The organism is Motilimonas eburnea (assembly GCF_021295345.1).
In the GTDB taxonomy this organism is placed as follows: Bacteria; Pseudomonadota; Gammaproteobacteria; order Enterobacterales; family CBDFNC01; genus Motilimonas; species Motilimonas eburnea.
Genome location: NZ_JAIMJB010000015.1, coordinates 57235 through 84134 on the forward strand (window position 1 = coordinate 57235; position 26900 = coordinate 84134).

General features: G+C 45.7%; 26 protein-coding genes. 11 read left to right on the forward strand and 15 right to left on the reverse strand.

Going from position 1 to position 26900, the window contains the following annotated elements:
* Positions 1 to 266: 266 nt before the first annotated feature.
* A complete protein-coding gene (locus K6Y21_RS14955) occupies positions 267 to 1208 on the reverse strand; it encodes a D-2-hydroxyacid dehydrogenase (RefSeq protein WP_233072649.1) in 942 nt (313 codons plus the stop codon).
* Between the two features lie 31 nt (positions 1209 to 1239).
* On the opposite strand from K6Y21_RS14955, the gene K6Y21_RS14960 reads away from it, so the two are divergent.
* Positions 1240 to 1821, forward strand: coding sequence for a YjaG family protein (locus tag K6Y21_RS14960; protein WP_233072650.1), 582 nt, complete (start codon positions 1240 to 1242; stop codon positions 1819 to 1821).
* 10 nt (positions 1822 to 1831) lie between these two features.
* On the opposite strand, the gene K6Y21_RS14965 is transcribed toward K6Y21_RS14960, so the two are convergent.
* The gene (locus K6Y21_RS14965; RefSeq protein WP_233072651.1) at positions 1832 to 2884 is read right to left on the reverse strand and encodes a hemolysin family protein; all 1053 of its coding nucleotides are present in this window, start codon (positions 2882 to 2884) and stop codon (positions 1832 to 1834) included.
* 420 nt (positions 2885 to 3304) lie between these two features.
* On the opposite strand from K6Y21_RS14965, the gene hupA reads away from it, so the two are divergent.
* Positions 3305 to 3580, forward strand: coding sequence for a nucleoid-associated protein HU-alpha (gene hupA / locus K6Y21_RS14970; RefSeq protein WP_119910462.1), 276 nt, complete (start codon positions 3305 to 3307; stop codon positions 3578 to 3580).
* Between the two features lie 136 nt (positions 3581 to 3716).
* On the opposite strand, the gene purD is transcribed toward hupA, so the two are convergent.
* The gene (gene purD / locus K6Y21_RS14975; RefSeq protein ID WP_233072652.1) at positions 3717 to 5009 is read right to left on the reverse strand and encodes a phosphoribosylamine--glycine ligase; all 1293 of its coding nucleotides are present in this window, start codon (positions 5007 to 5009) and stop codon (positions 3717 to 3719) included.
* A gap of 111 nt (positions 5010 to 5120) precedes the next feature.
* The gene (purH, locus tag K6Y21_RS14980) at positions 5121 to 6713 is read right to left on the reverse strand and encodes a bifunctional phosphoribosylaminoimidazolecarboxamide formyltransferase/IMP cyclohydrolase (protein WP_233072653.1); all 1593 of its coding nucleotides are present in this window, start codon (positions 6711 to 6713) and stop codon (positions 5121 to 5123) included.
* A gap of 370 nt (positions 6714 to 7083) precedes the next feature.
* On the opposite strand from purH, the gene zntR reads away from it, so the two are divergent.
* The 4 genes from zntR (at position 7084) to K6Y21_RS21305 (ending at position 10198) form a co-directional block, all read left to right on the forward strand.
* Complete coding sequence (zntR, locus tag K6Y21_RS14985) at positions 7084 to 7503, forward strand: Zn(2+)-responsive transcriptional regulator (RefSeq protein ID WP_432757999.1); 420 nt, start codon at positions 7084 to 7086, stop codon at positions 7501 to 7503.
* Positions 7497 to 8669, forward strand: coding sequence for an SO_0444 family Cu/Zn efflux transporter (locus K6Y21_RS14990; protein WP_233072654.1), 1173 nt, complete (start codon positions 7497 to 7499; stop codon positions 8667 to 8669). The genes zntR and K6Y21_RS14990 overlap by 7 nt, the downstream gene beginning before the upstream one ends.
* Positions 8670 to 8857: 188 nt before the next feature.
* Entirely contained in the window at positions 8858 to 9856 is a 999-nt protein-coding gene (locus K6Y21_RS14995) for a DUF6929 family protein (protein ID WP_233072655.1), read from the forward strand.
* Between the two features lie 114 nt (positions 9857 to 9970).
* Entirely contained in the window at positions 9971 to 10198 is a 228-nt protein-coding gene (locus tag K6Y21_RS21305) for an alternative ribosome-rescue factor A (protein ID WP_285229751.1), read from the forward strand.
* A gap of 29 nt (positions 10199 to 10227) precedes the next feature.
* Here the strand turns inward: K6Y21_RS21305 and K6Y21_RS15005 are convergent, their stop codons facing one another.
* The 6 genes from K6Y21_RS15005 to K6Y21_RS15030 all read right to left on the reverse strand — a co-directional run bounded on the left by K6Y21_RS15005 (position 10228) and on the right by K6Y21_RS15030 (position 14850).
* Entirely contained in the window at positions 10228 to 10989 is a 762-nt protein-coding gene (locus K6Y21_RS15005) for an oxygen-binding di-iron domain-containing protein (protein ID WP_233072656.1), read from the reverse strand.
* Between the two features lie 2 nt (positions 10990 to 10991).
* Positions 10992 to 11612, reverse strand: coding sequence for a hypothetical protein (locus tag K6Y21_RS15010; protein ID WP_233072657.1), 621 nt, complete (start codon positions 11610 to 11612; stop codon positions 10992 to 10994).
* A 193-nt stretch (positions 11613 to 11805) separates the two neighbouring features.
* Positions 11806 to 12105, reverse strand: a complete 300-nt coding sequence (fis, locus tag K6Y21_RS15015; RefSeq protein WP_233072658.1) for a DNA-binding transcriptional regulator Fis — start codon at positions 12103 to 12105, stop codon at positions 11806 to 11808.
* Between the two features lie 26 nt (positions 12106 to 12131).
* Complete coding sequence (dusB, locus tag K6Y21_RS15020) at positions 12132 to 13091, reverse strand: tRNA dihydrouridine synthase DusB (protein WP_233072659.1); 960 nt, start codon at positions 13089 to 13091, stop codon at positions 12132 to 12134.
* Between the two features lie 176 nt (positions 13092 to 13267).
* The gene (gene prmA / locus K6Y21_RS15025; RefSeq protein ID WP_233072733.1) at positions 13268 to 14149 is read right to left on the reverse strand and encodes a 50S ribosomal protein L11 methyltransferase; all 882 of its coding nucleotides are present in this window, start codon (positions 14147 to 14149) and stop codon (positions 13268 to 13270) included.
* Between the two features lie 272 nt (positions 14150 to 14421).
* On the reverse strand, positions 14422 to 14850 hold the full coding sequence (locus K6Y21_RS15030; protein WP_233072661.1) for a hypothetical protein: 429 nt from the start codon (positions 14848 to 14850) through the stop codon (positions 14422 to 14424).
* A gap of 349 nt (positions 14851 to 15199) precedes the next feature.
* Here K6Y21_RS15030 and K6Y21_RS15035 point away from each other — a divergent pair, with 349 nt between their 5' ends.
* Positions 15200 to 15838, forward strand: coding sequence for a response regulator transcription factor (locus tag K6Y21_RS15035; RefSeq protein ID WP_233072662.1), 639 nt, complete (start codon positions 15200 to 15202; stop codon positions 15836 to 15838).
* Between the two features lie 150 nt (positions 15839 to 15988).
* On the opposite strand, the gene K6Y21_RS15040 is transcribed toward K6Y21_RS15035, so the two are convergent.
* From K6Y21_RS15040 to K6Y21_RS15060, 5 genes are all read right to left on the reverse strand, one after another.
* Positions 15989 to 17782 carry an ATP-binding response regulator gene (locus K6Y21_RS15040; RefSeq protein WP_233072663.1) on the reverse strand — a complete coding sequence of 598 codons (1794 nt, stop codon included), beginning with the start codon at positions 17780 to 17782 and terminating at the stop codon, positions 15989 to 15991.
* Between the two features lie 231 nt (positions 17783 to 18013).
* Complete coding sequence (gene aroQ, locus K6Y21_RS15045) at positions 18014 to 18460, reverse strand: type II 3-dehydroquinate dehydratase (protein WP_233072665.1); 447 nt, start codon at positions 18458 to 18460, stop codon at positions 18014 to 18016.
* 243 nt (positions 18461 to 18703) lie between these two features.
* Positions 18704 to 20653: an acetate--CoA ligase gene (gene acs, locus K6Y21_RS15050; protein WP_233072667.1), complete on the reverse strand. Its 1950-nt coding sequence runs from the start codon at positions 20651 to 20653 to the stop codon at positions 18704 to 18706.
* Positions 20654 to 20964: 311 nt separating this feature from the next.
* The gene (locus K6Y21_RS15055) at positions 20965 to 21588 is read right to left on the reverse strand and encodes a 3'-5' exonuclease (protein WP_233072669.1); all 624 of its coding nucleotides are present in this window, start codon (positions 21586 to 21588) and stop codon (positions 20965 to 20967) included.
* 9 nt (positions 21589 to 21597) lie between these two features.
* On the reverse strand, positions 21598 to 23403 hold the full coding sequence (locus tag K6Y21_RS15060) for a DUF294 nucleotidyltransferase-like domain-containing protein (RefSeq protein ID WP_233072671.1): 1806 nt from the start codon (positions 23401 to 23403) through the stop codon (positions 21598 to 21600).
* A gap of 208 nt (positions 23404 to 23611) precedes the next feature.
* Between K6Y21_RS15060 and K6Y21_RS15065 the strand changes: the two genes are divergently transcribed.
* The 4 genes from K6Y21_RS15065 to K6Y21_RS15080 are packed head-to-tail and all read left to right on the forward strand — an operon-like array spanning position 23612 to position 26862.
* Entirely contained in the window at positions 23612 to 24151 is a 540-nt protein-coding gene (locus K6Y21_RS15065) for a GspH/FimT family pseudopilin (RefSeq protein WP_233072673.1), read from the forward strand.
* Positions 24142 to 24828 carry a prepilin-type N-terminal cleavage/methylation domain-containing protein gene (locus tag K6Y21_RS15070; protein WP_233072675.1) on the forward strand — a complete coding sequence of 229 codons (687 nt, stop codon included), beginning with the start codon at positions 24142 to 24144 and terminating at the stop codon, positions 24826 to 24828. The genes K6Y21_RS15065 and K6Y21_RS15070 overlap by 10 nt, the downstream gene beginning before the upstream one ends.
* Positions 24825 to 25988, forward strand: a complete 1164-nt coding sequence (locus K6Y21_RS15075) for a hypothetical protein (RefSeq protein ID WP_233072676.1) — start codon at positions 24825 to 24827, stop codon at positions 25986 to 25988. The genes K6Y21_RS15070 and K6Y21_RS15075 overlap by 4 nt, the downstream gene beginning before the upstream one ends.
* Positions 25975 to 26862 (forward strand): type IV pilus modification PilV family protein, encoded by an 888-nt coding sequence (locus K6Y21_RS15080; protein ID WP_233072678.1) that lies wholly within the window; start codon positions 25975 to 25977, stop codon positions 26860 to 26862. The genes K6Y21_RS15075 and K6Y21_RS15080 overlap by 14 nt, the downstream gene beginning before the upstream one ends.
* Positions 26863 to 26900 lie beyond the last annotated feature (38 nt).

Consider the following 26900-nt stretch of genomic DNA (forward strand, 5'->3'; position numbering starts at 1 on the left):
ATAACGCAGACAGGTTGTGTCATGAACAGAGTCATAACATCAATTTAAGAACACGCCTATCCTTGGCCTTTCAGTGCTTTAGTTAGGTCTCCTGACCTAAACACACTTATTGTGCATCACCTTGCTCATACCAGAGCAGGGTTAAATTTAGCCTGATAAATCGACAACGCCAAACGCAATCCTTATAAATGAGAGTTTACTCACCTTTAATCGGCTCTTAGGGCGTTTCGTCATGGATTTCACGATTAACGCAGCCAATCAGCCATTTAGTAACCCAGTGTAAAATCAATCTGATGCAATAGCGGCTGACGTTGCTGCCTGCGCAGAAAATTATCCAGAAAAATGTGCGCGACCTGTTGCGGCGAGCTGATTGCCGCAATATGGGGGGTGATGGTGAGATGTGGGCAGCGCCATAGTGGTGAGTCGCTAGCTAAAGGCTCCACTGAAAACACATCACAAAAGGCATGAGCTATCTGTCGCTGCGTTAGCGCATCATACAAATCCTTTTCGTTTACACTCGCGCCGCGACCCACATTGAAAAATAAGCTGTAGTGGGGCATTTGCTTAAAGCACGAAGCATTAAATAAGCCTTGGGTTTCTTTGGTCAGTGGCAAAGAATTGACCACAATATCGGCTTGGGAGAGGGCGGTGTGTAACTGCGAGAGTGGATAACATTGTAAAAAGTCTTCTCGCTGTTGACCGCTTCGATTCACGCCCAGTGTTGTTAAACCAAAATGACGCGCCGTTTGCGCGACATGTTGACCAATAGAGCCGGTGCCCACTATCAAGATGGTCATGCCTTGGATACTGTGATAGCCATGAGAAAGCCATCGCTGCTGGCCTTGCTGCTGCCGATAGAGGCCAAATTGGCGCTGATAATCGAGCAAGTGACCAAACACATACTCGCTGATGAGCGGTCCGAAAATGCCCTTAACCCCAGTTACTTGGCATGAGTCAGCTAAACTTGCACCGGCGAGGGCATCAACTCCCGCAAAGGTGGACTGCAGCCATTGCAGATTGGGAAGTTTGGGTAACAGTGGTCGAATTAATGCGGGCTCAGCCAGTGCTAAGGTAATTTGTTGCTGCATCGAGGCGACAGAGTCGATATTATCACTCACCAACATCGATACATCGGCCGGCAACTTGTCTGCTAGGGCTTGTTGATATTGCAGGGCGTCTTGGCTCAGTATCAGTAGTGTGTGTCGCATCTTTATCCTTAAGCACTTAGCAGGTTACATTGTGGTAAAAAACATTAATAAGCAACTTAATCAATTTGCGCCATGGCAACAAGTGACTTTTTGCATCGCTCTGGCTGAGCGTATGTACCCCAATTATGTTTTGTTTTGTGAAGGCACCGAGTTTGCGGGGCAGGCTCAATTTCGCAAAATACTGGACCTGTTTTGGGAAAAGTTGATCGTAAAAAATGCCAAGGTCAATTTTGAAATCCAAAGTGAGCATTTTGAGTCAGCCATTCCTAATGTCGAAGATTATGACATGTATGGTGTGTATCCTGCCTTGGATGCGTGCGTGGTGATGACCTGCGCTTTCAACTTAATGTTAAACAAGCAAGACGATGCTGAAGAAGCCATTAATGCCAGTCAAACGTCTATCGCCACAGTGGCCAGTTTTATCGAGGCGACATCGGAGCAAGCATTATCGGAAGACGAGATTTTTGCAGATGAATTAATGGAGCAAGAGCTGGCGTTTCAACAAACGTTAATTGACCAGCTTGATAAACAAAGAAGCCCAGATTTACTCAAAGCGATTAGAAAATTTGCTCGTAATCAGGGCATCAGCAATATAGGGATTAGCTTAGACTAACCCCAACATATTACTCTGGTTTTTCTATAATGCCATCGGTGTTACGCTGATGGCGGATCCAACGCGCTTTCGCTAAGCGTTGCATGTCGGCTATCTTATCCTGCTCATCAACGATTTCGATTCCGAGCAAGGTTTCAACAACATCTTCCATCGTCACTATTCCCTGCACGTCGCCATACTCGTCAACGACGAGGGCAATGTGATTACGCTTTTCCAATAAACTTTGGAACAAGGTCGGTATCGCAGCCGTGTCAGGTACGACATAAATAGGCTGTAGCAGTTGCCCCAGCTTCACGTTTTCGTCAACTTGTTGGTTCATTAAAATGTCATGCTTGTGAACATAGCCAATCACATTGTCTTTTTCTTTACTGCTGAGCAGAATACGAGAGAAAGGGGCATCTGCATGTTGGCTTAGGTATTCACTCACTGTCATGTTTTTATCGACTGAAAATAAAACGGTACGCGGCGTCATAATATTTTTCAGCTTAGTGTCACGGGTACTCAGCAGGCTGTTAATGATTTTACCTTCGTTATCGGCTAGCTGGCCGGTCTCACTGCCTAGGTGCGCCATGGCGGCGATTTCTTCACGTATGTGCTGATGCTCACTGTGTTGTTTACCAATTAAGCGAGTAATGACGTCGGATAACCAAATAAAAGGTTTCAGCAACTTAATCATCACGATCAAGATAGGCCCAATTAACAAACCAAATTGACGCCAGTAGGTTGCGCCGATGGTTTTTGGCAAAATTTCAGAGAATACCAAGATAATCAGGGTCAGTACCGCCGAGGTAATGCCGATGTATTGGTTGTTGAAAATGACGGCCGCCTGTGCGCCAACACCTGCTGCCCCAACGGTATGGGCAATGGTATTGAGAGTCAAGATAGCCGCCAAAGGTTGATCAATTTTTTGCTTCAATTGTTCTAACTGGGCACTACGAGTCGGATGTTTGATCGCTTGAGCACGAATATAACTAGGCGTGATGCTGAGCAAGACGGCTTCTAACACCGAACAAACAAATGAAACACCAACGGCTAATGCCAAATAGAAAGTTAAAAGAAACAAGGTCGCTCCTGTAAGCCATGTTTAGGTCAAAGATACGGTAAAAAAATAGTTTACTTCATTCTCTCTGAAGGAAAAGCCTTTTTAAATGAATCCTTGTTCATTTTTACCTGTTTCGGGGAAAGGAAGCTGTTGTGCAATATTTCAGCACCATCTCATCGCGCAACGGGGAGACCATTTTGCATATTTGGGGTGTGTTTATTGTGTGAAAATGTCGAAGATGGCGATTTGTTGCGATTATATTTCAATCATCTAGCCGCGTTTTAGTTAAAAGTAGCGGCTAAATTGTGAGCTTACACGCAGAAGTTGGTTAAAGGGCAGACGGTTAGGCAGTTTTAAGAGATAAACCCTTTGCGCACGGCGTTGTTTTTGAATACATTGAACCCGCTATTAAGTCCACAACGACCTTGGAAAGGAAGTCACATGAACAAAACTCAACTGGTTGATGCCATCGCTGAAAAAGCCGATCTTTCTAAAGCACAAGCTAAAGCTGCATTAGAAGAAGTTTTAGCAGGCATTACCGAAAGCTTAAAAGACGGTGAGCCAGTACAGCTAATTGGTTTTGGTACATTTAAAGTGAACCACCGTGCTGCACGTACAGGCCGTAATCCACAAACCGGTGCTGAAATTCAAATTGCTGCGGCAAATATCCCAGCTTTTGTAGCGGGTAAAGCATTAAAAGACGCCGTTAAAGCATAATCAAAAGATTGCATATAAAAAAAGCCAGGCTGAGCCTGGCTTTTTTGTTGGTGGCGCTTGTAGGAGCCCCAGTAATGGGGCGATTTGGCTGTTGAATCTCACCATTTATCGCTGCATAACTGCAGCTCCCACAGCTTTATTTAGCTGCTTGCTCACGCGCAATCGCGCGATAAGCGATATCGGTGCGGTAGAACGAATCTTTCCAGCAAACTTGCTTGGTTAGCTTATAAGCACGTTGCTGAGCTTCGGTGACTGTGTTACCAAGGGCGGTGGCACAAAGCACTCGGCCACCATTGGTGACGGTATTACCGTCTTTTAGGCTAGTACCGGCGTGGAAGATTTTCTCACCTTCGACTTGCTCTGTTGGTAAACCTGAGATCACTTCACCTTTAGCGTAATCGCCAGGGTAACCACCTGCGGCTAACACGATACCGACAGAGGCGCGTGGATCAAACTCTGCCGTTACCTTGTCTAATTCACCCGCTTCTGCTGCTAGACATAGCTCAACTAAGTCTGACTGTAAACGCAGCATAATAGGTTGGGTTTCTGGATCGCCAAAACGACAGTTAAATTCGATCACTTTTGGTGTGCCATCGGCCATGATCATGAGACCTGCGTAAAGGAAACCTGTGTAAGTGTTGCCTTCTGCTGCCATGCCGTTCACTGTTGGATAGATAACCTCGTTCATGATGCGCTCATGAATGTCTGGCGTGACCACAGGTGCAGGGGAGTAAGCGCCCATGCCACCCGTGTTGGGTCCGGTATCGCCGTTACCAACACGTTTGTGATCTTGGCTGGTTGCCATGGCCAGTACATTTTTACCATCGACCATCACGATGAAAGACGCTTCTTCGCCGTCTAGGAATTCTTCGATAACCACGCGGCTACCCGCTTCACCAAAGGCATTGCCGGCTAACATGTCGTTAACGGCATCGATGGCTTCTTGCTCGGTCATGGCAACAATAACGCCTTTACCCGCCGCTAGGCCGTCGGCCTTAACCACAATCGGCGCGCCTTTTTCTTTGATATAAGCAACGGCCGGCTCGATTTCAGTGAAATTTTGGTACCAAGCGGTGGGGATATTTTGACGAGCAAGGAAGTCCTTGGTGAAGGCTTTTGAACCCTCTAATTGGGCTGCGCCTTTCGTTGGGCCAAAACATTTTAGGCCCGCTGCACGAAATGCATCAACCACACCAATAACCAGCGGCGCTTCAGGGCCGACAATCGTCAGTTCTACTTGGTTGTCTTGGGCAAATTTAACGAGGGCGTCGATGTCTTCAACACCTATCGCGACATTTTCTACCTTGGCTTCAAGGGCAGAGCCGGCATTACCCGGTGCTACAAATACGGTCTCTACATTGGCATTTTGTGCCGCTTTCCAAGCTAGGGCATGTTCACGGCCGCCGCTACCTATTACTAAAACTTTCATGGGGATTCCTTGATTCAATTCGTTTCAATGCCAAGCCTCGAAGAACGAGCGCATTAGCCGAAATAAGACAAAAACGGCCTAAGCAATACTTAGGCCGTTGCGCCGCAGAAATTAGTGGCGGAAGTGACGCATGCCAGTAAATACCATGGCCATGCCGTGCTCATCAGCCGCGGCAATTACTTCGTCATCGCGCATTGAGCCACCTGGTTGGATCACACACGTGATACCCGCCTCCGCCGCTGCGTCGATACCGTCGCGGAACGGGAAGAAAGCGTCAGATGCCATGACGCTACCTGCTACTTCTAGGTTTTCATCAGCGGCTTTAATACCGGCAACCTTAGCACTGTAAACGCGGCTCATTTGACCTGCGCCTACGCCGATGGTCCACTTGTCTTTAGCGTAAACAATGGCGTTCGACTTAACGTATTTAGCCACTTTCCAGCAAAATAGTGCATCGCTTAGCTCTTGCTCAGAAGGTTGGCGTTTGGTAACCACTTTAAGGTCGTCTAAGCTCACCATACCTTGGTCACGATCTTGAACTAATAAGCCACCATTAACGCGCTTAAAGTCGTAACCTTTGGTTTTGTCGCTCCATTCGCCACACTCAAGTAGACGCACGTTTTTCTTTGCTGCCACAATTTGCTCTGCCGCTGCGCTGATTTTTGGCGCGATAATCACTTCAACAAATTGACGCGATACAATGGCTTCGGCTGTGTCCGCATCTAGCTCGCGGTTAAACGCGATGATGCCACCAAAAGCTGACGTTGGGTCGGTTTTGTAAGCGCGATCATACGCTTCAAGAATGTTGTCACCTAGGGCAACACCACAAGGGTTGGCGTGCTTAACAATCACACACGCTGGCTCGCTGAATTCTTTAACACACTCTAGGGCTGCGTCTGTGTCAGCGATGTTGTTGTAAGACAGGGCCTTACCTTGAATTTGGCGAGCGGTAGAAACAGACGCTTCATCAATGTCGTTTTCAACATAGAAAGCAGCCGCTTGGTGGCTGTTTTCGCCGTAACGCATGTCTTGTTTCTTTTGTAGCTGAACATTGAAAGTACGTGGGAATTTAGATTCCGCATCACCTTCTTTGTTTTCACCGTAGCTAGGTACTTTAGTGCCGAAGTAGTTGGCAATCATACCGTCGTATTGGGCTGTGTGTTCAAATGCGGCAATCGCAAGGTCAAAACGTGTTTGGTAGGTTAGGCTACCGCTGTTGCTTTGCATTTCTGCTAATACGCGATCATAGTCACTGGCATTAACCACTATGGTGACGTCTTTGTGGTTTTTCGCCGCTGAGCGCACCATGGTTGGCCCACCGATATCAATGTTTTCGATAGCGTCTTCTAGGCTACAGTTAGGGTTAGCAACGGTCGCTGCAAATGGGTATAGGTTCACAACTACCATATCAATGGGTTGGATGTTGTTTTCAGCCATCACACCTTCATCGGTGCCACGACGACCTAAGATACCGCCGTGAATTTTCGGATGCAGTGTTTTAACACGGCCATCCATGATTTCTGGATGTCCGGTGTAGTCGGATGCTTCGATTACTTTAATGCCGTTATCAGCCAGTAACTTAAACGTGCCGCCGGTAGATAGAATTTCTACGCCTTGTTGCGCTAACTCACGAGCAAACTCAACGATGCCTGTTTTATCAGATACGCTGATCAGCGCACGTTTAATTGGTCGAGCTATGTCCATTTCTACTTCTTCCCGTTATTGATTTTAAAGGTGGGTAAAACAATTTCGCTATCCCATGCCGATTAAAGCAGCCTAGTTGCTAGTTGATTAAATGGGCATGGCGATAGATTTTTTACATGCGTGTGGTTTTTCTTATAGGCCTGTAAAAATTGGCGGCTATTCTACCTTAATTCGCGCTGATTTTAACCAGAAAAAACGGAATAAAAACGGATTTAGTGGCGATTTTTTGCATAAAAAAGCGCCAAAATGGTGTCAGAGTTGTGATCAAACCAACTTTTTATTGCTGTATCGATGCAAAAAAGTCTTGACCTTGGAGTAAGGTCTAAACTTTATACTGGCGTCGTTATTTAATTAGAGTAGGGAATGACCAATGTTCCGAATAGGTGAAATGGCAAAACGCTGTGGGTTGAAAACCGACACCCTAAGGTTTTATGAAAAATCAGGCTTATTGGCGCCAAGTGCCAGAAATGCGGCTGGCTATCGTCTCTATAACAAAGCCGATGAAGCCAAGTTAAATTTTATCTTGCGTGCCAAAAGCGTGGGCTTTTCTTTGGATGAAATCACTGAATTGTTGTCCATTCAGCTCGACAGCGATGAACACAGCTGCGCCGAGCCCAAGTACATTACCGATACCAAACTGGCGCAAGTGGAAGCCAAGATTAAAGAGCTTGAGATTTTTCGCGCCTCTTTACAAAAGCTCAGTGAGTCATGTTGCGGCGGGGCCGAATCGGCCAGTCATTGCTCTATATTAGAAGCGTTAGCGGCCAGTGAGCAGGAGGCCTTATGTTAATTGCTAATTTTATTGATTTATTTATGGAGGCTGCGCCTTGGATGTTACTTGGATTGCTGGTAGCGGGGCTCATTAAAGAATCTATCCCAAGTGACTTTTTAGCCAGGCACTTAGGGGGGAAAGGGAGTAAGGCCACCATCAAAGCCGCCTTTATTGGTGCTCCCTTGCCGTTATGCTCGTGTGGCGTGATCCCCGCCGCCTTGGGACTGCGTCGCAGCGGTGCCTCAAAAAATGCCACCACCGCATTTCTTGTTGCCACACCTGAAACCGGTGTTGATTCTGTGTCGGTATCTTACGCCTTATTGGGGCCCTTTATGGCGATCATTAGGCCGATTGCTGCCATCGTCAGTGCCATCGTCGCGGGGTTATTAGTGGGTAAAGAAGAAGCTATTTTTGCGGCTAAAGGTGACGTAAAGCAGTCAATCCAACATGATAACGACACTTGTTGTCATAGCGATGTGAATCAAGGGAGTTGCTGCGCGAGTACTAAACAAGCCGTTAAGTCAGCGCCGATTCAATCCTCCTGTTGCAGTGAAAGTAAGGTTGCCCAAGTGGATGCTTGCTGTTCATCAACGGCTTCATCTAAACATACACCTAACGCAGCAAGTCGCACTGTCTGGGACAAAGCTCGCGCAGGCACTATTTTTGCCGCCACCGATTTAGTGCGCGATATCAGTGTTTGGCTGCTGATTGGACTCTTTTTTGCGGCCTTAGTGGAAACTTATGTGGCGACGGATTTTCTAGCCTTATGGGCCGACAGTATCTGGGCCATGTTGGTGATGGTGCTGATGAGTGTTCCTATGTATATCTGCGCTACGGCATCCACGCCAATCGCGGCGGGTTTATTGATGTCGGGGATCAGCCCTGGCGCTGTGTTAGTGTTTATGATGGCTGGGCCTGCGACCAATATGGCAACCTTAGGTGTGGTGTTTAAAGAGCTAGGTCAACGGGCATTAGTGGCTTATCTCGTTGGCGTGATAGGCATGTCAATTGTATTTGGCCTGTTTACTAACTACCTAGTGGTTGAATTTAATATCCAAGTCGCTCCGCTTTCGGCGCAGGAGCATACATTGTTACCTACCTGGTTGACCGTCATGACCAGTATCGTTTTAGCTCTCTTGATGCTGAGGGTACTTTACCAAAAGCTCTGTCAGCGCTTGGCATAGTTTGCTTTACCCCTAAAGGTTGCCCTTTCTGCGGCAACCTTAACCTGTTCAAGCAGCCCTCTTTTTATTGATTAATCAAATTTTTATTGGCGCTTTGCTAGTTGATTAATAGATTTACAAGGCAATAACTTGTAAAGTTTGCCCCATCATTTTTTGGTGACAATATAGAATCGAATGCGGGAGCAAGGATGTTGAAAAAATTGGCCATGATGCTGCTGTTTGCAGCCATGATAGGGCAAGCACAAGCGCGCACAGGGCATAAGTATGTATTAGAGCTTGGCGATCCTGTTCATAGTGAAAAAGTACCGGCAGCGTCTTCACTGGTTACCTTAGGCGGCAGTATCTTCGCGGTGAGCGATATGTCGCCATTCTTATATAAATTAGATCAGCAGTTTAATGTTGATTCCTTAACCACCATCAAGCAATTTCCGGCCGAAAGCTTAAAAGAAAATGGCACCCTAGATAGCAGTGTTAAGCCTGATTATGAATCGATGGCGCTGATCCCCTTTGAAGAAGGTAAAGCTTTCCTCGTGTTAGGCTCAGGCTCAAAAGCCATGGTGAGAGAGTGGGGCTATTTGATCTCACAAGATCACTCAAAAATCATCGAACGTTCATTAAGCCCGCTTTATAGTCAGTTGCACAGTGCTGGAAACTTCACTGAAAAACAGAAGTTTAATATCGAAGGTTTAGCGGTGGCGGGTGAATTTACCTATATCCTTAACCGCGGTAATTTTGGTGATAATTTAATTTACCAACTGAAAACAGACGAAGTTTTGCAATACATGCTAGGTGAGCGCGAACAAGTTGAGCACCTCGTGGTCAAAAAAGTGATTTTGCCGAAAATGCATGGATTTGAAGCGGGGCTGTCAGGCGCAACCTATTCGGCTAAATTAGATAGCTTGGTGTTCACCGCCTCTATTGAAGCGTCGAGTAACATCAATAAAAAAGGTTACATTTTAGGTAGCTTTGTCGGTGTGCTGCCTATGGTGAAGTTTTCCACGGAAAATGAAATTGACCTCACATTCTATTCGGCCATTATGCAAAAAGACGGTAAGGCGGTGTTGGCTAAGGCGGAATCGGTAATGATCAGCGAAGAAAGTGAAGACGTGATCAAAGGCGCCCTAGTCTGTGATAACGATGACGGCACCAGTGAGTTCTTTAATTTTGTGTTAAAACGCAATCAATAAGTAGCTAAAACGGTCAGTGATAACGAGTAAAATATAGACCTTGAATTCGTTATCTTACCTTACTATTATTTCACCGCGTCCATTTTAGGCGCGGTTTTTTTATAGGTGAATATCATGAGTAAAAACAAACGCAAAGCGGTAGAACGCCAGTTAACAGACCGGGGTGAAGTCAGCTACTTACATAATAGAGGACAGATTAACGATTCCGCGGTTAAAGCGGTATTGCATACCCCACTTTTCAAGCAACGAATTGAAAAAGCAAAGAAAGGTAAAGGAAGTTATCAACGCAAAGCGAAATTTTCTAAGGCCATGGAGCTTAATCTAAAGTCGATGGCTGCTTAACTGGCGTCGATTTTAGCTTAGGTTTCAGTTTACCTTTTGCTGTCTAACTCAGTGCTAGTTTGGTTGGCGATGCCAACGGGAAGCTGTTCAAACCAATCCAGAAACTGAGTGACCTTATCGCCCCTAAAAATGCGGCCATGCTGTGGGCACATCATCTCGATATCCAGCTCTCTCACTCGTTTTATCCAATCCTGTTTAGCGATTTCAGAGGGCATCCAGCGCTGATGAAAGTACTCCATTTTGCTGATGTGACTGTTGAAGTCTTCAACAAACAAAGGGGAATCAATGGGTTCAAGGGCCGCGCCTAAGTCTCCGCTAAACAGTATTTTTGCTTTGGGATCATAAACATTAAAGTTGCCCGATGAGTGCAAATAGTGGGCGGGAATGAATTGCAGTTCTAAGCCGAGCAAATTGAGGCTACCTCCCTCATCTGGGATGGGGGCAAACTTGGTATGCTCCATGCCAAAATGACGGATAAAGCCTTCCCATAGCCAAGGGCTGTGTAATTTGGCGCCATCTAACACCTGATCCCATAAACCAAGGGATGAAATGATGTCGGGATCTTGATGCGATGCAAACAAGTGCTTGATCTGCTCTAGGGGTAAAATCTTAACCAAGGCCTCTAACATAGGCGCAAATAATTCAATGCCACCCGGATCAAGTAGAATAGCTTGCTCATGGTGGCTAATGAGGTATTGATTGGTGTCGATGATTTTATCGGGTTTAGTCTCATCTCTGCCTAGCATTACCCAGCTATGTTGTTTATTTTTATAAAGCTCAACTATTTTCATGGTTATTTAATGTCCTTCATTCGGTGCTGGCAGGCGTGAACATTGTCGAGTATTGAACGGGTCGTGATATCGATTTTTTCGGACAAGTCATCCAATTGCGCTTTATGTAACGGAAGGTTCCCTGCTTCAACTCGGGCATTGATAGCGATCACTTGCATGCTTTGCATAAATGTTAGCAGCTCCTCTAAATAGCCTTCTAAGGTTTGACACGCCGTATCCGTTTGTTGTTTTAACTGAAGACAGCTGTGTTGGCGGAGCTGGAGTTTACGAACGAGTAAGTCTTGTGAGTGCTGTGGCTGGCTACATAGCACTTGTTCCACTTTCTGCTGAAATAATTCACTGCGCCAACGTTTTACCGAGTTGGCCGCGATATTGGCTGATAACTGGTTGATTTTATTTGAAACCTTAATGGACTTTTGTGCAAACTCGTCATAAAACAAGGACAGAACTTTAAGTCCTGCGGCTTCTTGACCAATTCGAACCGCAATAACAGACAAATTTTTTGCCGACAGAGAAAGCAGGCTTGCTTGTTTACGGGATTGGTTTAGTTGTGCCGAAATATCGGCGGCTGCCGCGGTTTGTGCTGCGAGGGAATGATGCAACTGGGTTAGGTTATTTGCCATTATTCCCGCCTTAAGAGAACCAAATATTGATTAAGCTTAGTTAGTTTTTTGCATTTGGTACAAGAGGATAGATTGAGCTGGTGGGAGAATAGCATTTTTGTTACCAACATCACTTTAGGTCGTTGGCGAACTACAAAAAAGGCTTAATGATTGCTCATTAAGCCTTTAAAAATCAGTAGACTAAAGGTTTTCCTTAGTTCATGCCGTATTTTTTAAGCTTCTTACGAAGTGTACCGCGGTTGATACCCATCATGTTAGCAGCACGGGTTTGGTTACCGCGCGTGTATTGCATAATAACATCTAATAAAGGCGCCTCTACTTCAGAAAGCACTAGATCGTACAACTCAGTCACGTCTTGGCCGTTTAATTGGGCAAAGTAGTTCGTGAGCGCCTGTTGTACAGAATCACGAAGTGGACGTTGAGTCGTTTGGCCTGTCGCAGGAACACTGGTTGTAGTGATTAGCGCTTCAGAAGAAGTGTTTTGTTCGAACATATGATATCAGCTCTTCTTGGTTTAGTTTAATGCATGAAAAAATCTTCTAATACCTTTAGTTGCGCCGAAGCACATTCTAAGGTATTAAAATTTTTACGAAAATCTTCAGTATTCGGTTGTTCTTTTAGGTACCAGCCAACGTGTTTACGCGCAATGCGGGCACCTTTTAGTTCACCATAAAATTCATGTAATTGAGCTACATGCTCAAGTAAGTTAGCGGCAATTTCATCACGGCTTGGTGGTGCGAGATGCTCTGCGCTACTCAAAAAATGAGCGACTTGTTGGAATATCCAAGGTTGACCTTGGGCTCCTCGGCCGATCATCACTGCGTCTGCCCCTGTATATTCCAGTACGGCTTTCGCTTTTTCTGGACTGGTAATGTCGCCATTAGCGACGACCGGCAAAGTCACGCTTTGCTTGATCGCCTTGATGGTGTCGTATTCAGCTTGTCCTTTATACATACACTGGCGTGTTCGCCCATGTACAGCTAAAGATTGGATCCCTGCCGCTTGCGCCAACTGCGCTATCTCAATACCGTTACGATGTTCTGGATCCCAGCCCGTACGTATTTTTAAGGTAACAGGGACATCTACTGCATCCACCACACTGTGCAAGATGGCTTTCACTAAGTCAGGCTCGCGCATAAGGGCAGAACCTGCTAGCTTTTTATTCACCTTCTTTGCCGGGCATCCCATGTTAATATCAATAATCTGCGCGCCTCTAGCGACATTTTCTCGCGCAGCGGCCGCCATCATTTTAGGATCAGACCCAGCAATCTGCACCGCACGAATGCCCGATTCATTCTCATGATCCATCCGGTTTTTCGATTTCTCGGTTTCCCAGACGCGCGGATTACTTGACAACATTTCCGACACCGCCAACGCTGCGCCGTATTTTCGACATAACTGACGAAATGGTCGATCGGTTATCCCTGCCATGGGCGCTAAAATAACCGGGTTGTCTAAAATATAATCTGCAATCCGCATGAAATGCACTTACCTCTCACATGGGCGGCGTAGTGTACGCATTTTTGGCGTCAGAGGAAAGGTTAATAAATAGACATTTTGCAAAAAAAATACTTGCAAAAGACCTGGGTTTTAGTATCTCCACTTGGCGGCAGAGCGGTTGTGCTCTGCCTTGAGAGAGTAGAGTCGCGTTTTGGTTAGATTTTGGTACCAGACAAGCGGGCCCATTCATCTCGAATGGTGGGCTCTGCCATCTCAAACTTGGCTTGGTAAACGCGATTTAGCTCATTGGCTTGCTGGTCTAAAATGCCAGATAAGCCTAACACGCCTGTTGGCTTGACTAAGGTGCTAATGGGGTCGAACAGCTCTCTGAGTGGGCCAGCTAGAATATTCGCGACCACGACATCGGCAATGAGCCCTTCGGGTTGGTCTTTGGCAAGGTATAACTCGATTTTGTCGGCAACTTGATTCCGTTTTGCATTATCAAGGCTGGCGGTAATCGCTTGTGGGTCGATATCGATGCCGATGACCTTGCTAGCGCCAAGTTTTAATGCGGCAATGGCTAAAATTCCTGAGCCGCAACCAAAATCAATCACGGTTTTGCCCGCCAGATCGAGACTTTCTAACCACTCCAAGCAGAGATGGGTTGTTGGATGAGTGCCTGTACCAAAAGCTAAACCGGGATCTAACATAACGTTAACCGCGCTAGGGTCTGGTACGTCGCGCCAGCTCGGACATATCCATAAGCGTTTGCCAAATTTCATCGGATGGAAGTTATCCATCCACTCACGCTCCCAGTCTTTATCTTCTAGCTGTTCGATTTTCCAAGCAAAATCGTTATCCATAATGGGGTGCAGTTTCAGCGCCTCAACGATGGGAAAGAGATCTTGCTCGGCTTCATATAATGCAACAATATCTGTGTTACCCCAAAGTCTTGTTTCACCTGGTAAGGGCTCAAAAATCGGGGTGTCTTGAGCGTCCACAAAGGTGACAGCAAGTGCACCTGAATCTTGTAATAGTTCACCGATTTGTTCGGCGGTTTGTGAGGTGGCATTCAGTTTAAGTTGGATCCAAGGCATGATGAGTTCTCGTGTAGACAAGTAATGACCGAATAATGACGGTGTCGATATAGAGTTAATGGTAACACCGCCGTTTAGCTCAGCAAAGCCATGGGCTGGCTGTAGGGGGGATATCTTGTATCTGCAGCGCGTGAATGTGTCGCACCGGTAAGTGATTTTGTGTGAGCGGCATTGTTTTATTGGGTTGATAACGAGGTAATACAGGCTAAGCCAAGAGGGAGAAGTCTCCCTCATCATTGCAAGCACCACTTAGTTTGTATGACAGTCCAACATTATTTGTGTACATTAGCCTTGCGGGATGAAGCACGCTTTGATGGCGCATAGATACTCAACTCTTGCCACTCATGGTGACGGTGTTGATAGCGAAGGTATAGCTTATGCATGGCATAAAGCGTCAATACCGTGGCCGAAATAGTAGCTGCAAATTGCTGAGAAAGTTGGATAATGACAGCGGAACAGGCAATGAGCAAGAAAGGGACGAACTCGTACAGCCATTCGGGGAGCATGAACAGGCTTTTTTTGGGGTGGCGACGTTCGTCTGTGCGTCGATAATTTGAGCGCATCACCCAAACGAGTGCACCAACAGAATAGAGAATGGCCCCTGCAATGATGCCATAACTGGTTTCTAGCATAGAGATACTGCCGATACCTGCGACCAAGTAAGTGGTCGGAAGTAATTCATAGGTCATCTTGCTTAGCATAAAACGTCTCCATTACCTGTTTGTAATACTTCATTGAGGTTGTAAACAACGGCTATAGGGCCACTGAGTGGCTGTTCTTCATTGCTGGCGTTCACTCTCCTTATATTGATGTAGGCTAATGATAAAGTAGGAGGTGTGAGGAGTACTAAATAAGCTCATACTTCACAATTGCCCCGTTTGGTGTTAAAAAAATGTTGCAGTTCTACTTGAGTTTAGTCTCGAAAGTGTGATCTGGCCAAGGTTGTGGCGGTGGATTTTTGCTCAAAAGCTCAGTCAAAAGTGGTATTTCTGTCTATCGTTATGATTCTAAATTAGAAAAAAGTTGAGTAAGGCGGTTTAGTATTAAAGTATGAAAATGAAGATAGTCATCATAGATGATCACCATTTGTTTTTGCATGGCATGGAGCTTATGCTGCAAAACTCAGGTGCCAACGTCGTGACTTTTGACAGTGCTATCACGGCGTTAACCCAGCTGAAAAATGAACAGCCCGATCTGATTTTGATCGACCTTGCCATGCCTGAAATGGACGGCTTTAGCTTACTGCGAGCACTGGATGCGCGTGCGATGCTGTTCCCCGTTGCCGTGGTATCCGCATCGGAAGACATTGCGCAGATATCTGATGTGTTAAACGCAGGGGCGATGGGCTTTATTCCTAAGTCTTACCCGCCAGAGAAATTACTTAACGCAATCGAAGACATCTCTATGGGGCATATTCATGTACCTGAGATGCTCGCGGTAGAGTTAGCTCGGCATAAAGAAAATGAGCAAGCTCGAGCTCGCTGCACCCTTTCATCACGCCAATTGGACGTGTTGAAATTATTGGCTAAGGGTTACCCAAATAAAAAGGTCGCTGATATACTCAACATTTCAGAAGATACGGTTAAGTTTCACTTACGTGGAATATATAAAGCCCTTGGCGTATCGAACCGAACCGAATCCGTTACCCGAGCCAATGAACTTGGGTTGTTACCACTTCATCGCGCTTAATCCATTTATACCCAATCAACCTGTAAAACTTGCCCTTTGGGAGCGCCACCGTACTTCCACTACGTTGTTACGCTAATTTAGAAGGTGTTTACATTCCTGCATTAGCGTGCCTAGTATTGAAAGCACGGTGGCGCTCTGAAACATGCATCTTCAAGTAGATTGGGTATATTTATTGACTATCTTGTTTAGGGCGATGCGTAATTGTGCGCCTTTAACCGGCTTGTGCAGCAAAATATACCCGGTTTCATCATGATTATGTTGAACTGGAATATTGATGTCTCCCGTGAGAATAATGGCGGGTATTTGGCTTCCTTTGACCTGATTGCATGTTGTTAACAGTGAAGGCCCGTTATAGGAGCCTGGTAAGTTGTAATCACTGATAATTGCATCCACTTGGTGGGCTCTCATTAATTGTATTGCTCCCTCAGGCGAAGAGCTGCTAATGACTTGATATTGCCAACTTTCCAACATTGAGATCATGGCCTCTAGTACCATCTCATCGTCATCCACTAACAATATGCACTGTGAGTTTGCAACCTGATCACATTTGGCGTGAGCGCCGGCCTGGGTGAGCTGTCCTTTATCACCATACTGAAGTTGCAGACGAAACACCGTGTAGCGAGCAGGCTCAGAGTCTAAAGTCAGTTTGAGTTTTAACAGGTTGGAGATCTTTTTAGCCAGGGCTAAGCCAAGTCCAAGACCTTTGTTTCGGTTTCGCTCAGGATTGGCCAATTGGCTAAACTCATCAAAGATGGTTTCTGATTTATCTGCAGGTATGCCTTGGCCATTATCCCAGACTTGTAGCTCAAGTCGATCAGCGCGCCTACGTACTCCCAAGATAACCTTATTGGCTTTACTGTGCAGTAGCGCATTTTTAACCAGTTGTTCGACGACTTTACCAAGGTAATTCGGGTCGCTAAAGACGATTTGCTTGGTGGTGATGACCTTTAATGTGATTTGCTGCTTTAATGCCAGTGGGGCGAGATCTTCTGCGACCTTGGCTAACAAAGGAGCAAGTTCAAAGTGATAACAAGTGGGTTTAAGCGTGCCACTGTCCAGTCGCGAAATATCGATCAGGGCCTCAAAATATTGGCTAAGGGAATCAATGGCGCGACCTGATTTAAGTAAAAGTTCATTGGCATAGGGTGATGGATGTTGCTGCTTTAACAGCTCGTTGTAAATGCCTAAGCTGTGGAGAGGTTGGCGTAAGTCATGACTGGTGGCGGCAATAAAGCGGGATTTATCTTGGCTGGCTTTAACGGCCTGCGCCAGACTTTGCTGTTGATGCTGTTGGTATAACCAAACCTGGCGTAGATCTTGATGACGGCTCTTCATCAGATGATAGGCGTAATACACAAAGAAACCACAAGTAATCAGCTCGGTCACATGATAATGGAGTTGTGTTTCAGGCAGCATTATCAAGATAGTGACATAAATGGCAAAGGCAGCCATGCTGAGTAACAGGGAGGTCCAGAGTCTGCTCGGAAAAACGTAACAAGCCAATAATGGATAGCTGATAAACAAAACCGTATAAAACGTTTCAGAAACACTGGGTAGGCCACTCAGGAACCATCGATCATAAAATAAGGCAAAAAAGAAACACAAAATGTAGAACTGAAAGATTCCCATCAAGCTATCAAAGTGCTTGGGTTTGTTGCGTTGATAACTTTGTTTATAAATACAAGCAGCCAATGCGGCTAACAGTAGGCGCAGACCCAGTAAGCTCCAGAAATGTAAACTCAATTGATAATGTACATAGTCTAAGTATCCTGCGCCGACAATGATTAAACTAAATATGATCAAGGGGATACGTAAAGCACCAGATTGGCTTGGCCATAATGCTTGTTCGGCAAGGGTCTCTTGTTGGCGGTTATTGAAATACCCGGTAAAGGGATTCATGTCAGGAGGCGAATGTAATCGGTTGGTTTGATTAGGCAAGGTCATCTTGGTTGCCTCAATAGCACAAGGAAGGCTCAGCATATCATAAGCTTATAGATAAAAAAAAAGCCCGACATTGTCGGGCAATCGCCAATTAGCTCTCTCGTGTCAATGGCGTAAAGTACGGATTACACAACCGCTCTCACACTGTTATGTAACTGTAGACCGTAAGCACGAGATGAATGATGACAAGTTTTTGATCTTAATGTAACTACCCAAATGGGTAGTTTTGATGTTTTAGTTAATTATTTTATTAGCCACGGCCCTTAAGGCAAATTCATAACCTTGGCTGCCAAAGCCACAAATAACGCCGGTCGCTTTATCACTTAAGTAAGAGTGATGGCGGAAAGCTTCTCGGGCATGCACATTGGAAATGTGTACCTCAAAAAAGGGAATATTCACTCCAAGTAATGCATCGCGTAGGGCCACACTGGTATGGGTAAACGCCGCTGGATTAATAATGATGTAATCAACTTTCCCCATAGCTTGATGGATCTGTTCAATTAACTCGTACTCGCGATTCGATTGTAGATGAGCGAGTTCTAAATCCAGTTGATCGGCAAGGACAGTAAGATCGGCCACAATATCATTAAGGGTTTGTGCACCGTAGATTTCAGGCTCACGTTTGCCAAGTAGATTTAAATTAGGCCCATTAAGGAGCAGCACTTTGCGTTTTTTTGACATAGATCGATTTCTCTATACAGGATCCTTCTCTTAACCACCCTAAATTCGGATAAATATAGACAAAGATCAAGGCATGATGATTTTGACTAAAGAAAGCTTGAATACATGAGTAAGTTGATGTTAAAGCCATTTAAATCATGATCTTACAATTCCAGTGGACTCACTTTAGATAAAAAAAAGCCGGCTAGAAAGCCGGCAAGCGAGTGTAGAATGGAATTTTTTTTTATGCTTTCAATACCCCTTTTATACTACCTTAGCTTTTTCTTCAATCAGTTTATCAACCACTGAAGGATCTGCCAGGGTCGAAGTGTCGCCTAATGTACTGGTGTCGCCCGTTGCGATCTTGCGTAGGATCCGGCGCATGATCTTACCTGAACGCGTCTTAGGCAGTGCTTCTGCCCAGTGTAATACATCTGGTGTGGCGATCGGGCCGATCTCTTTACGTACCCATTGCTTAACCTCAGCATGCAGCTCTGGGGTTGGCTCTTCGCCTGCATTGAGGGTCACATAGGCGTAGATGCCTTGGCCTTTAATTTCATGAGGGACGCCCACTACGGCCGCCTCGGCGATCATTGGATGAGCCACTAAAGCACTTTCAATTTCGGCTGTGCCCATACGGTGACCAGACACGTTTAATACGTCATCAACACGGCCTGTGATCCAGTAGTAGCCATCTTCATCACGGCGTGCGCCGTCACCGGTAAAGTACATGCCTTTAAAGGTTGAAAAGTAGGTTTGCTCAAAGCGCTCGTGATCGCCAAATACGGTGCGCATTTGACCCGGCCAGCTATCGAGCATCACCAAGTTACCTTCGGTGGCGCCATCGAGAATTTGCCCTTCGTTATCAACCAATGCAGGTTGTACGCCAAAGAATGGACGGGTTGCTGAGCCAGGTTTCAGTGCCGTTGCACCCGGGAGTGGGGTAATCAAAATACCGCCCGTTTCGGTTTGCCACCAAGTATCCATAATTGGACAGCTTGAGTTACCAATAGCGCGGTAGTACCACTCCCATGCTTCAGGGTTAATCGGCTCGCCCACTGAGCCCATCACGCGCAGTGAAGTACGAGAAGTCCCAGCGGTCGCCTCATCGCCTTTTGCCATCAGGGCGCGGATTGCTGTGGGTGCGGTATAAAGGATCGTCACTTGATGCTTATCTACCACTTCACTCATGCGAGCAGTACTTGGGTAGTTAGGCACACCTTCAAACAAGATAGTAGCTGCGCCATTGGCGAGTGGGCCGTAAACCAAGTAAGTGTGGCCTGTGATCCAACCGACGTCTGCGGTACACCAGTAAATATCACCCGGTTGATAATCAAAAATATACTTAAAGGTCATCGCGGCATAAACAAGATAACCCCCTGTGGTGTGCAGCACACCTTTAGGTTGGCCGGTTGAGCCAGAAGTGTAAAGTATAAACAATGGATCTTCTGCATTCATTGGCTCAGGATCGCATTGTACAGATTGATTTTCAGTGATTTCATGCCACCAAACATCACGGCCTTCTTGCCATGCGATATCACCACCGGTGCGTTTCAGTACGATTACTTTTTCAATGCTATTGACCGCTGGATTGGCCAGTGCTTCGTCAACATTCTTCTTCAATGGCACAGAGCGGCCACCACGCACCCCTTCGTCTGAAGTGATCACAATAGAGGAATTAGAATCGATAATACGACCTGCTAGTGCATCAGGCGAGAAACCACCAAATACGATAGAGTGAACCGCGCCAATACGGGTACAAGCTAACATGGCAATCGCGGCTTCCGGTACCATAGGCATGTATAAACACACCACATCACCTTTTTTAACGCCTTGAGATTTAAGTGCGTTTGCAAATTGACAGACTTCTTTATGCAGTTCGTTAAAGGTGAGCTTTTTGTCTTCTGCTGGGTTATCACCTTCCCAAATAATGGCCACTTCATCACCACGGGTAGCAAGGTGGCGATCAATACAGTTGGCGGACACGTTTAATTGGCCATCTTCAAACCATTTGATGTTCACGTGGCCTGGATCGTATGAGGTGTTTTTAACCTTAGTATAAGGAGTGATCCAATCGACAATTTTGCCTTGTTCACGCCAGAACGCTTCTGGGTTAACGATGGATTCTTGGTACATCTTTTGGTAGCCGGCATCATCGATCAATGCGTTTTTGGCGATGTTTTCTTGTACTGGATAGACCTTTAAATCACTCATTATCACTCCTTGAAGGGAATTGTTATCAGTTTGCTAAAACGCACGTAAAAAGGCGTAGGGGTACGTTTAAGCCTGAACATTTATAATTATTAAACTCGAATAAAATAGGGTTTTTAACAATTAGACCTTTGGCTAAGGGCATATAAAACCGAGGCTTACTTTCTTGGTCAACATCATAGAGGGCTAAAGGTTAAAGTTATGTGAACCGCTTCAATTAAATATTAATTTTTGTAACATTTTGTTGATATTGGTCACGTCGAGTTGATTCAGCTTTCAATATCCCATCTCTAAGTTATTGAGTAATTAGGTTTTTAAAGCAGGCTGGGCCGTTTCCCGTAATTCAGCTGCAGGTACATTAAAGCAACGGTAATAGCATCACCCATGGCGGTATGACGGCCCAAAATGGGAATGTCTAAGGTCGTCGCTAGGGTTTCAAATTTGTGATCTAGCCACGCGTCAGGGTAATAAGTATTAACCTTCTTATAGTAGACATGGCACAGCTCTATGGGTCGGTTAGGTAAATGAAAGCCGTAAGCTTGTTCGGTATAGCGGCTCAAAACAGCCAGATCAAACTTAATAAAGTATCCCAAAATCGGCCGATTGCCGATGAAGTTTAAAATAAGCGGTAAGGCTTGCTCTATGCTCATGGCCCCTTCAATGTCCTGATTTCGGATGTGGTGAACGGGGATCGAGTCAGCATTGATGGGGGTTTTGGGTTGGATTTTGATGCTTAATTTTTGTGACATCATCACTTTTTGCTGGCAAATCTTCACCGCGGCTAGGGTGATAATTTCAGCTGATTTAGGGTCTAAACTGGTGGTTTCACAGTCCAGCGACACAATTTCATCACCCTGATAGGGGGTAAACATATCGGCAAACGGGGTTTGCTTGGCACGGCGTTTATCAAAAGGTCTGAGAAGTCGTACTAGCTGCATTTTTACGCCCTAGTAATCACGGATCATAAAATGATGGGCTAAAAAGCTTTTAAACTTTTTCACCACATGCAGGCCATGGCGAAGTAAATCGCGTTCGTTGGGCGTGAGTTGGTTGATGTCTAATAAATTTATCCCTTTTTTACTCGGTGTAATGTGTTGTTCAAGGCGAAGCCAAAAAAACAGTTGTAAGGTTTCCTGTAAATCTTGACCTTGTTTGGGGTCCAACACGCCGAGTTCGATGAGTTTGCGGGTCCGCGCGAAGCTGTTATTGACATCGATGCCTTGTTCGATGGCGAGGGAACGAATGCCATGAACGAGCGTAAAAATGCCGCCTTTTTTAATGTCTAATTCGGCATCCTTGCTTTTTAAGTTGCCAAAAATACTCAAAGGAGTGGCAAAGGTGAGGGCGATACGAGCAAACTGCGATAACATCAGCTCGCGATCATGGCAACCGGCTAAAATTTGCTGTTTAATCGGCTTTAACAGGGCCTTGTTACCCGCGACCCCATGGGCATCATTGATGATGGCCAGCTGCATCATGCTGTCGGTATCGCCTTGTAGGCCTCTACTTATCCAGCTATCGATTTGCTGTTGCCATTGGCTTTGGCTTTTCACCCAAGCTGGGTTACTCACCATGACATTGCCGGGGCAGGGCGGATAACCAAAGCTCAATAAATGCTGACTAAATTCAGTGAGTACTTGGCTTTGCTCTGGCCACTCTAAATCATCTTCTATTATTAGGCCGTTGTCTTGATCGGTTTTGAGAATTTGCTCACCTCGCCCTTCGCTGCCCATCACCATTAAGCAAGCGCGATCTTGTATTGCTTTAGGCAGCAACAGCTGAAACAGCTTCTCCATGATCTGGCCATTCATGGTCGCCATTAGCTCCATGATAAAAACAATTTTAATGCCGTTGTTGGTGAGGTTTTCAACTAAGTTATTAAGGGTATGGGCGGCCGTTTTCAGTTCGTCAATGGTTTGTGCACGAGCAATGCGCAGGGCGACCACGTGGGAGTGGGTCGAAAATAAGCTTAGCACGTGCGACATCTCTATGATGCCGACAATACTCGGGCCACGTTTGACCACCACGCGCTCAATACGGTTCTGAGTCATCGCTAGCATGGCATTAAATAGAAAATCCCCGTAATCAATGCTGATCAGGCCATAGTTAGCGTGATTGGCCACAGGGCTGTTGCGATCTTCACCGGCCAAGATCCCCGCTTTTAATAAATCTGTGCCAGTCAACATGCCATAAACCCCTTCTTGCTCTACGAGTAAGGTTTCTATCTTCTGCTCTAGCATCATTTGGGTGGCTTGTAATAGGCTCATTTTCGCGTCAATGACCACTGCAGGCTGTAAGTTGCTGTCATCGATACGGGTTAAGATAAACTCGGATAGATTCTTACTGCCTTCCCGGGCTTCGAGTTGAGCATATTTTTGCGCCAGATCCCGTTGAAAATAGTCGGCAAACTCGGGGTTGGTGCTGAGCAATTCACGAAATATGTCCGTTGGCAGGGTGTAACAAAGGGTTTCTTCTAAGGCGCGATAGTCATGCTTACATGGGCTACCAAATTGGCTGCGGATGTCGAAAAAATCTTGACTCGAATAATGAGTATATAGGGTGTTGTTAGCTGCATTGTATTCTTCAACCAAACCCTTAATGATGATGTAAAAGTGGGTTGCGCTTTGGCCTTGATGGAGAAAGTGCGTTTGCTCAGGTAAATACACGATATCAAGATGATCACTAAACAGCTTTTGCTGATATTTAGTCAGTAAATCAAATGGGCTGTTTGCAAAGATGAGTTGTGCGTCCATCTCACCCTCCCTAATTGCAAAACCATGCTGTGAGCTTAGCGAAAAAACACAACTTGCCTAGCCAGACTTTAGTCTGATCACAATAATGATAAAAATATCACTAAATCGATGCTAAGTGATAAATCTATCTATTTCTTCACTAAACTGTGATCGAAGTATCGTGGTTGTTTTTTGTTCATAATTAACTAACGCAGCTTAAGTAGGTATAATGATTAACAAAATATCGAAAGAGAAGGGCTTCAACCTAATAGAGTTAATCATAGCTCTAGCTGTCATGGGGGTATTACTTGGGGTGGGTCTGCCCAGCTATCAAAGCCTAATTCAAGACCAAAACCTCAAATCGGTTGCTGAAGCAACCTACAGCCAAATTAAACATGCACAGAGCTTGGCATTAAAACGTAATGAAGCTATCTATCTGCATTTTTGCCAAAATGGTGACGAGTGGCGCACAGGATTAACCAATAAGGATCCCTGTGATTGTTATACCGCCAACTCCTGTACCTTAAACGGCCAGGATACCAGCAGTGACTGGATTGATGGTTCCCAGCTGCTACTGGCCACTGAACGCCCGGTAAACTTTGTGAACAATAGGGTTAGATTTTCACCCGTGCGTTTAACCGCAAATGCAGGTACTATTCGCATAGAAAATGCGCAGCATAAACAGTTAAGGGTGATCACTAGCATACGTGGTCGAGTAAGAATCTGCCAAGTAGGCGACGTAGGATTAGGTTACAAGGAATGTATCTAAATAAGCACAAAGGTTTTTCATTAGTTGAATTGATGATCTCCCTCGTACTGGGCACCTTAGTGATCGCCATGATCTCTAGCCTATACGTCAGTGGCGTTGTCAACAATGTTAAAAGCATCAAATACTCCCGCATGAAAACCGACCTGCAAGCGGTGATGCATCTAATGGAATCTGATATCCGCCGCGCGGGTTATCGGGGAGATACTATATCGTATGCCTTGGGCACGGTTTCTGGGGCGAATAGGTTTATGTGGTTAGATACGGTGAGTGCTGCAGGTGTATCTTTTGCAGAAAGGTCGGCAAAAGTGTTTACCCATGCCGGTGGCACGGGGACCAATAACTGCATCATTTTCATGTATGACAGAAACAAATCCGGTGGCGACCCTGAAGCTGATGAAGTCTTTGGTTTTCGGTTAAACGCACAAAAAGTTGAAATAGGCTCATCAATCCCCAAAGCGTCAACCAACTGTAGCCGTGGCACTTGGGAAGCGATTACCGATAAGAACTTTATCACCATAGAAAAGCTTGAGTTTGCAGAGAAAGTGGTTGCGCCTGATAAATCACGGGTTCGTTTTGTGGAAGTGACCCTTAAAGGGGCAACCTCGATTGCCCAAGCAACGGCGAATGAAGAGATATCCTCATTGATTCAAATTCGAAATATGGAAATGCTGAGATGATGAAATCAGTCAAGATGAAAAAGCAGCAAGCAGGTTTAGCCATGCTAACCGTGACTATGCTATTACTCATTTCCGCTACCAGCTTTACGTTTTATTCCGTAAAGTCGCGCGTAATGGAAGCTAAAATTAGCAGTAACGATTTTCGCTACCGTGAAACCTTCGTCAATGCTGAGGCGGGCCTAGAGCATGCCATTAGCTTTTTAAGCACCAGTGGTTGGCAGGATTCTGTGCCGGGCTTAGCGCCTGATGTGGTGGATGGAAAAAATGTATACAAATTAGCCAAGGCCGATGTTTACAACGTTGCTATCACAGATGAGTGTGCAGGTTGTGGTTTGGTGACGGTGGCATCCACTGGTAAAGGTGATAGCGGGACACTGGAAAGAACGATTTCAAAGATAGCGGTGTTTGCCCCTGCCATTGAGGATATTCGCTCGCCGCTCATTACCGCGGGGGGGACCACGATGACCGGCGCCGTCCATGTATTATCCAAAGACCCAACCCTTATTGATGCAAAGAAAGCAGAGCATGCCATCAATTCTGGAGGGGTTGATGTGACAAATGATGGCTCTTTAGATACAGATGGCTCACCCGTTAAAACCAATAATGCGGCACTGCGAGGCGACAACTTAGCTAAATATTTGGGTGTCAAAGAAACAGAATGGCAAGACTTTGCCAACGACACCAGTAAGGTGATAAAAATAAGCGGCTGTGCGGATCTGGCTTCAGCTGCGGCGCAATCAACACAAGGCAATGACCCAGCAGCATGGAAAACGGTTTGGGTCGTAGGAGACTGCTTGGTTAATTTAGGTAGCCTAGGCACTGCCAGTAAACCGGTTTCAATCGTTGTGCAAGACGGCCATGTGATGAACCGAGATGCAGCAGGTAACATCATTGCGGGAAACATTGGCAATTTTTATGGTTTGTTGTATGCCTTTAATACCTCAGCCACTAACACTTCGAGAAAATACGCTCGCCTAAAATTTAATGTTGTGGGTCAATTTTACGGCAGTTTGGTATTTGATTATAAGTACACTTTTTCTTACAACTCATCGCTAAAGGTCATTTATCGTGAAGACTTACTCGATATGGTCAAAAAGAAATTTGATGAAAACTTGGCACAAGCATACTGGTTACCAGGAGGCTGGAATGACCTATCTTAAGCAAAAAGGGTTTGGCTTAATTGAAGTCTTAATCTCATTACTGGTTATCAGTGTGGGGGTAGCCGGTATCATTGGTTTGCAAAACTACATGCGTAAAACCAGCGCGGAGGCCGAAGAGTATTTAATTTCAGCGCGGTTAGCTCAGCAATCGTTAGATGATGCACGCGGTTTTACCGATGGTAATTTTGCCACCATTGTATCGGGTGGGCTGCTTAATTATTTAAGTAGTGCGAGCTCCCACACAGTGAATGGGGTGACTTTTACTCGAACCGTGAATGCAACGGATGTTGCGGTTGATGCGGCAGGTGGGCTTGGTGATAAGACGCAGTTAAAGCAATTAAAAGTAGAGTTTAAGTGGAGCTCACTGGATGGCGTAAGCCGAGCACAATCGTTAGAAATGCCCATTAGCCCAGTTAGCTTATTTGAAGCAGACAGTTATTATGCCATAGGTAAAACTGGCGCTGGAGTGGGCGGGGGCGTAGGCGGTGGAGGAGGCTCCGCAAATCCGCCGTTGGATCTGGATCCATCTAAGGCTGCTCATATGCCGCCAGCCTATGTGGCAGATTACGAGTATTCAAATGAAGATCAAGTTACAATAGCGGGTATAAAGTATTCGTGCTTTAATGCAGCCTGGTGTAGTGATGACGCTACCTATGGGCCTGGCAAGACTTATTTTAATGCTGCATGGTCCATCTGTCGAAACAGTGACTTAACACCTGCAAAATGCCGTAAATGTATGGACGCGACTAATGCTTATGCCGTGTCATGCCCGCCTTGCACAACCGCAAGCGGCGATGAGTACACTTGTCCTCCTCCCACTCCAGAGCCGAGTGGTGAACCAAGTGGTGAACCAAACGCTGAACCTGGGGCATAAACATACTATCGCGATATTCGATTCGTTGAACGTTACAT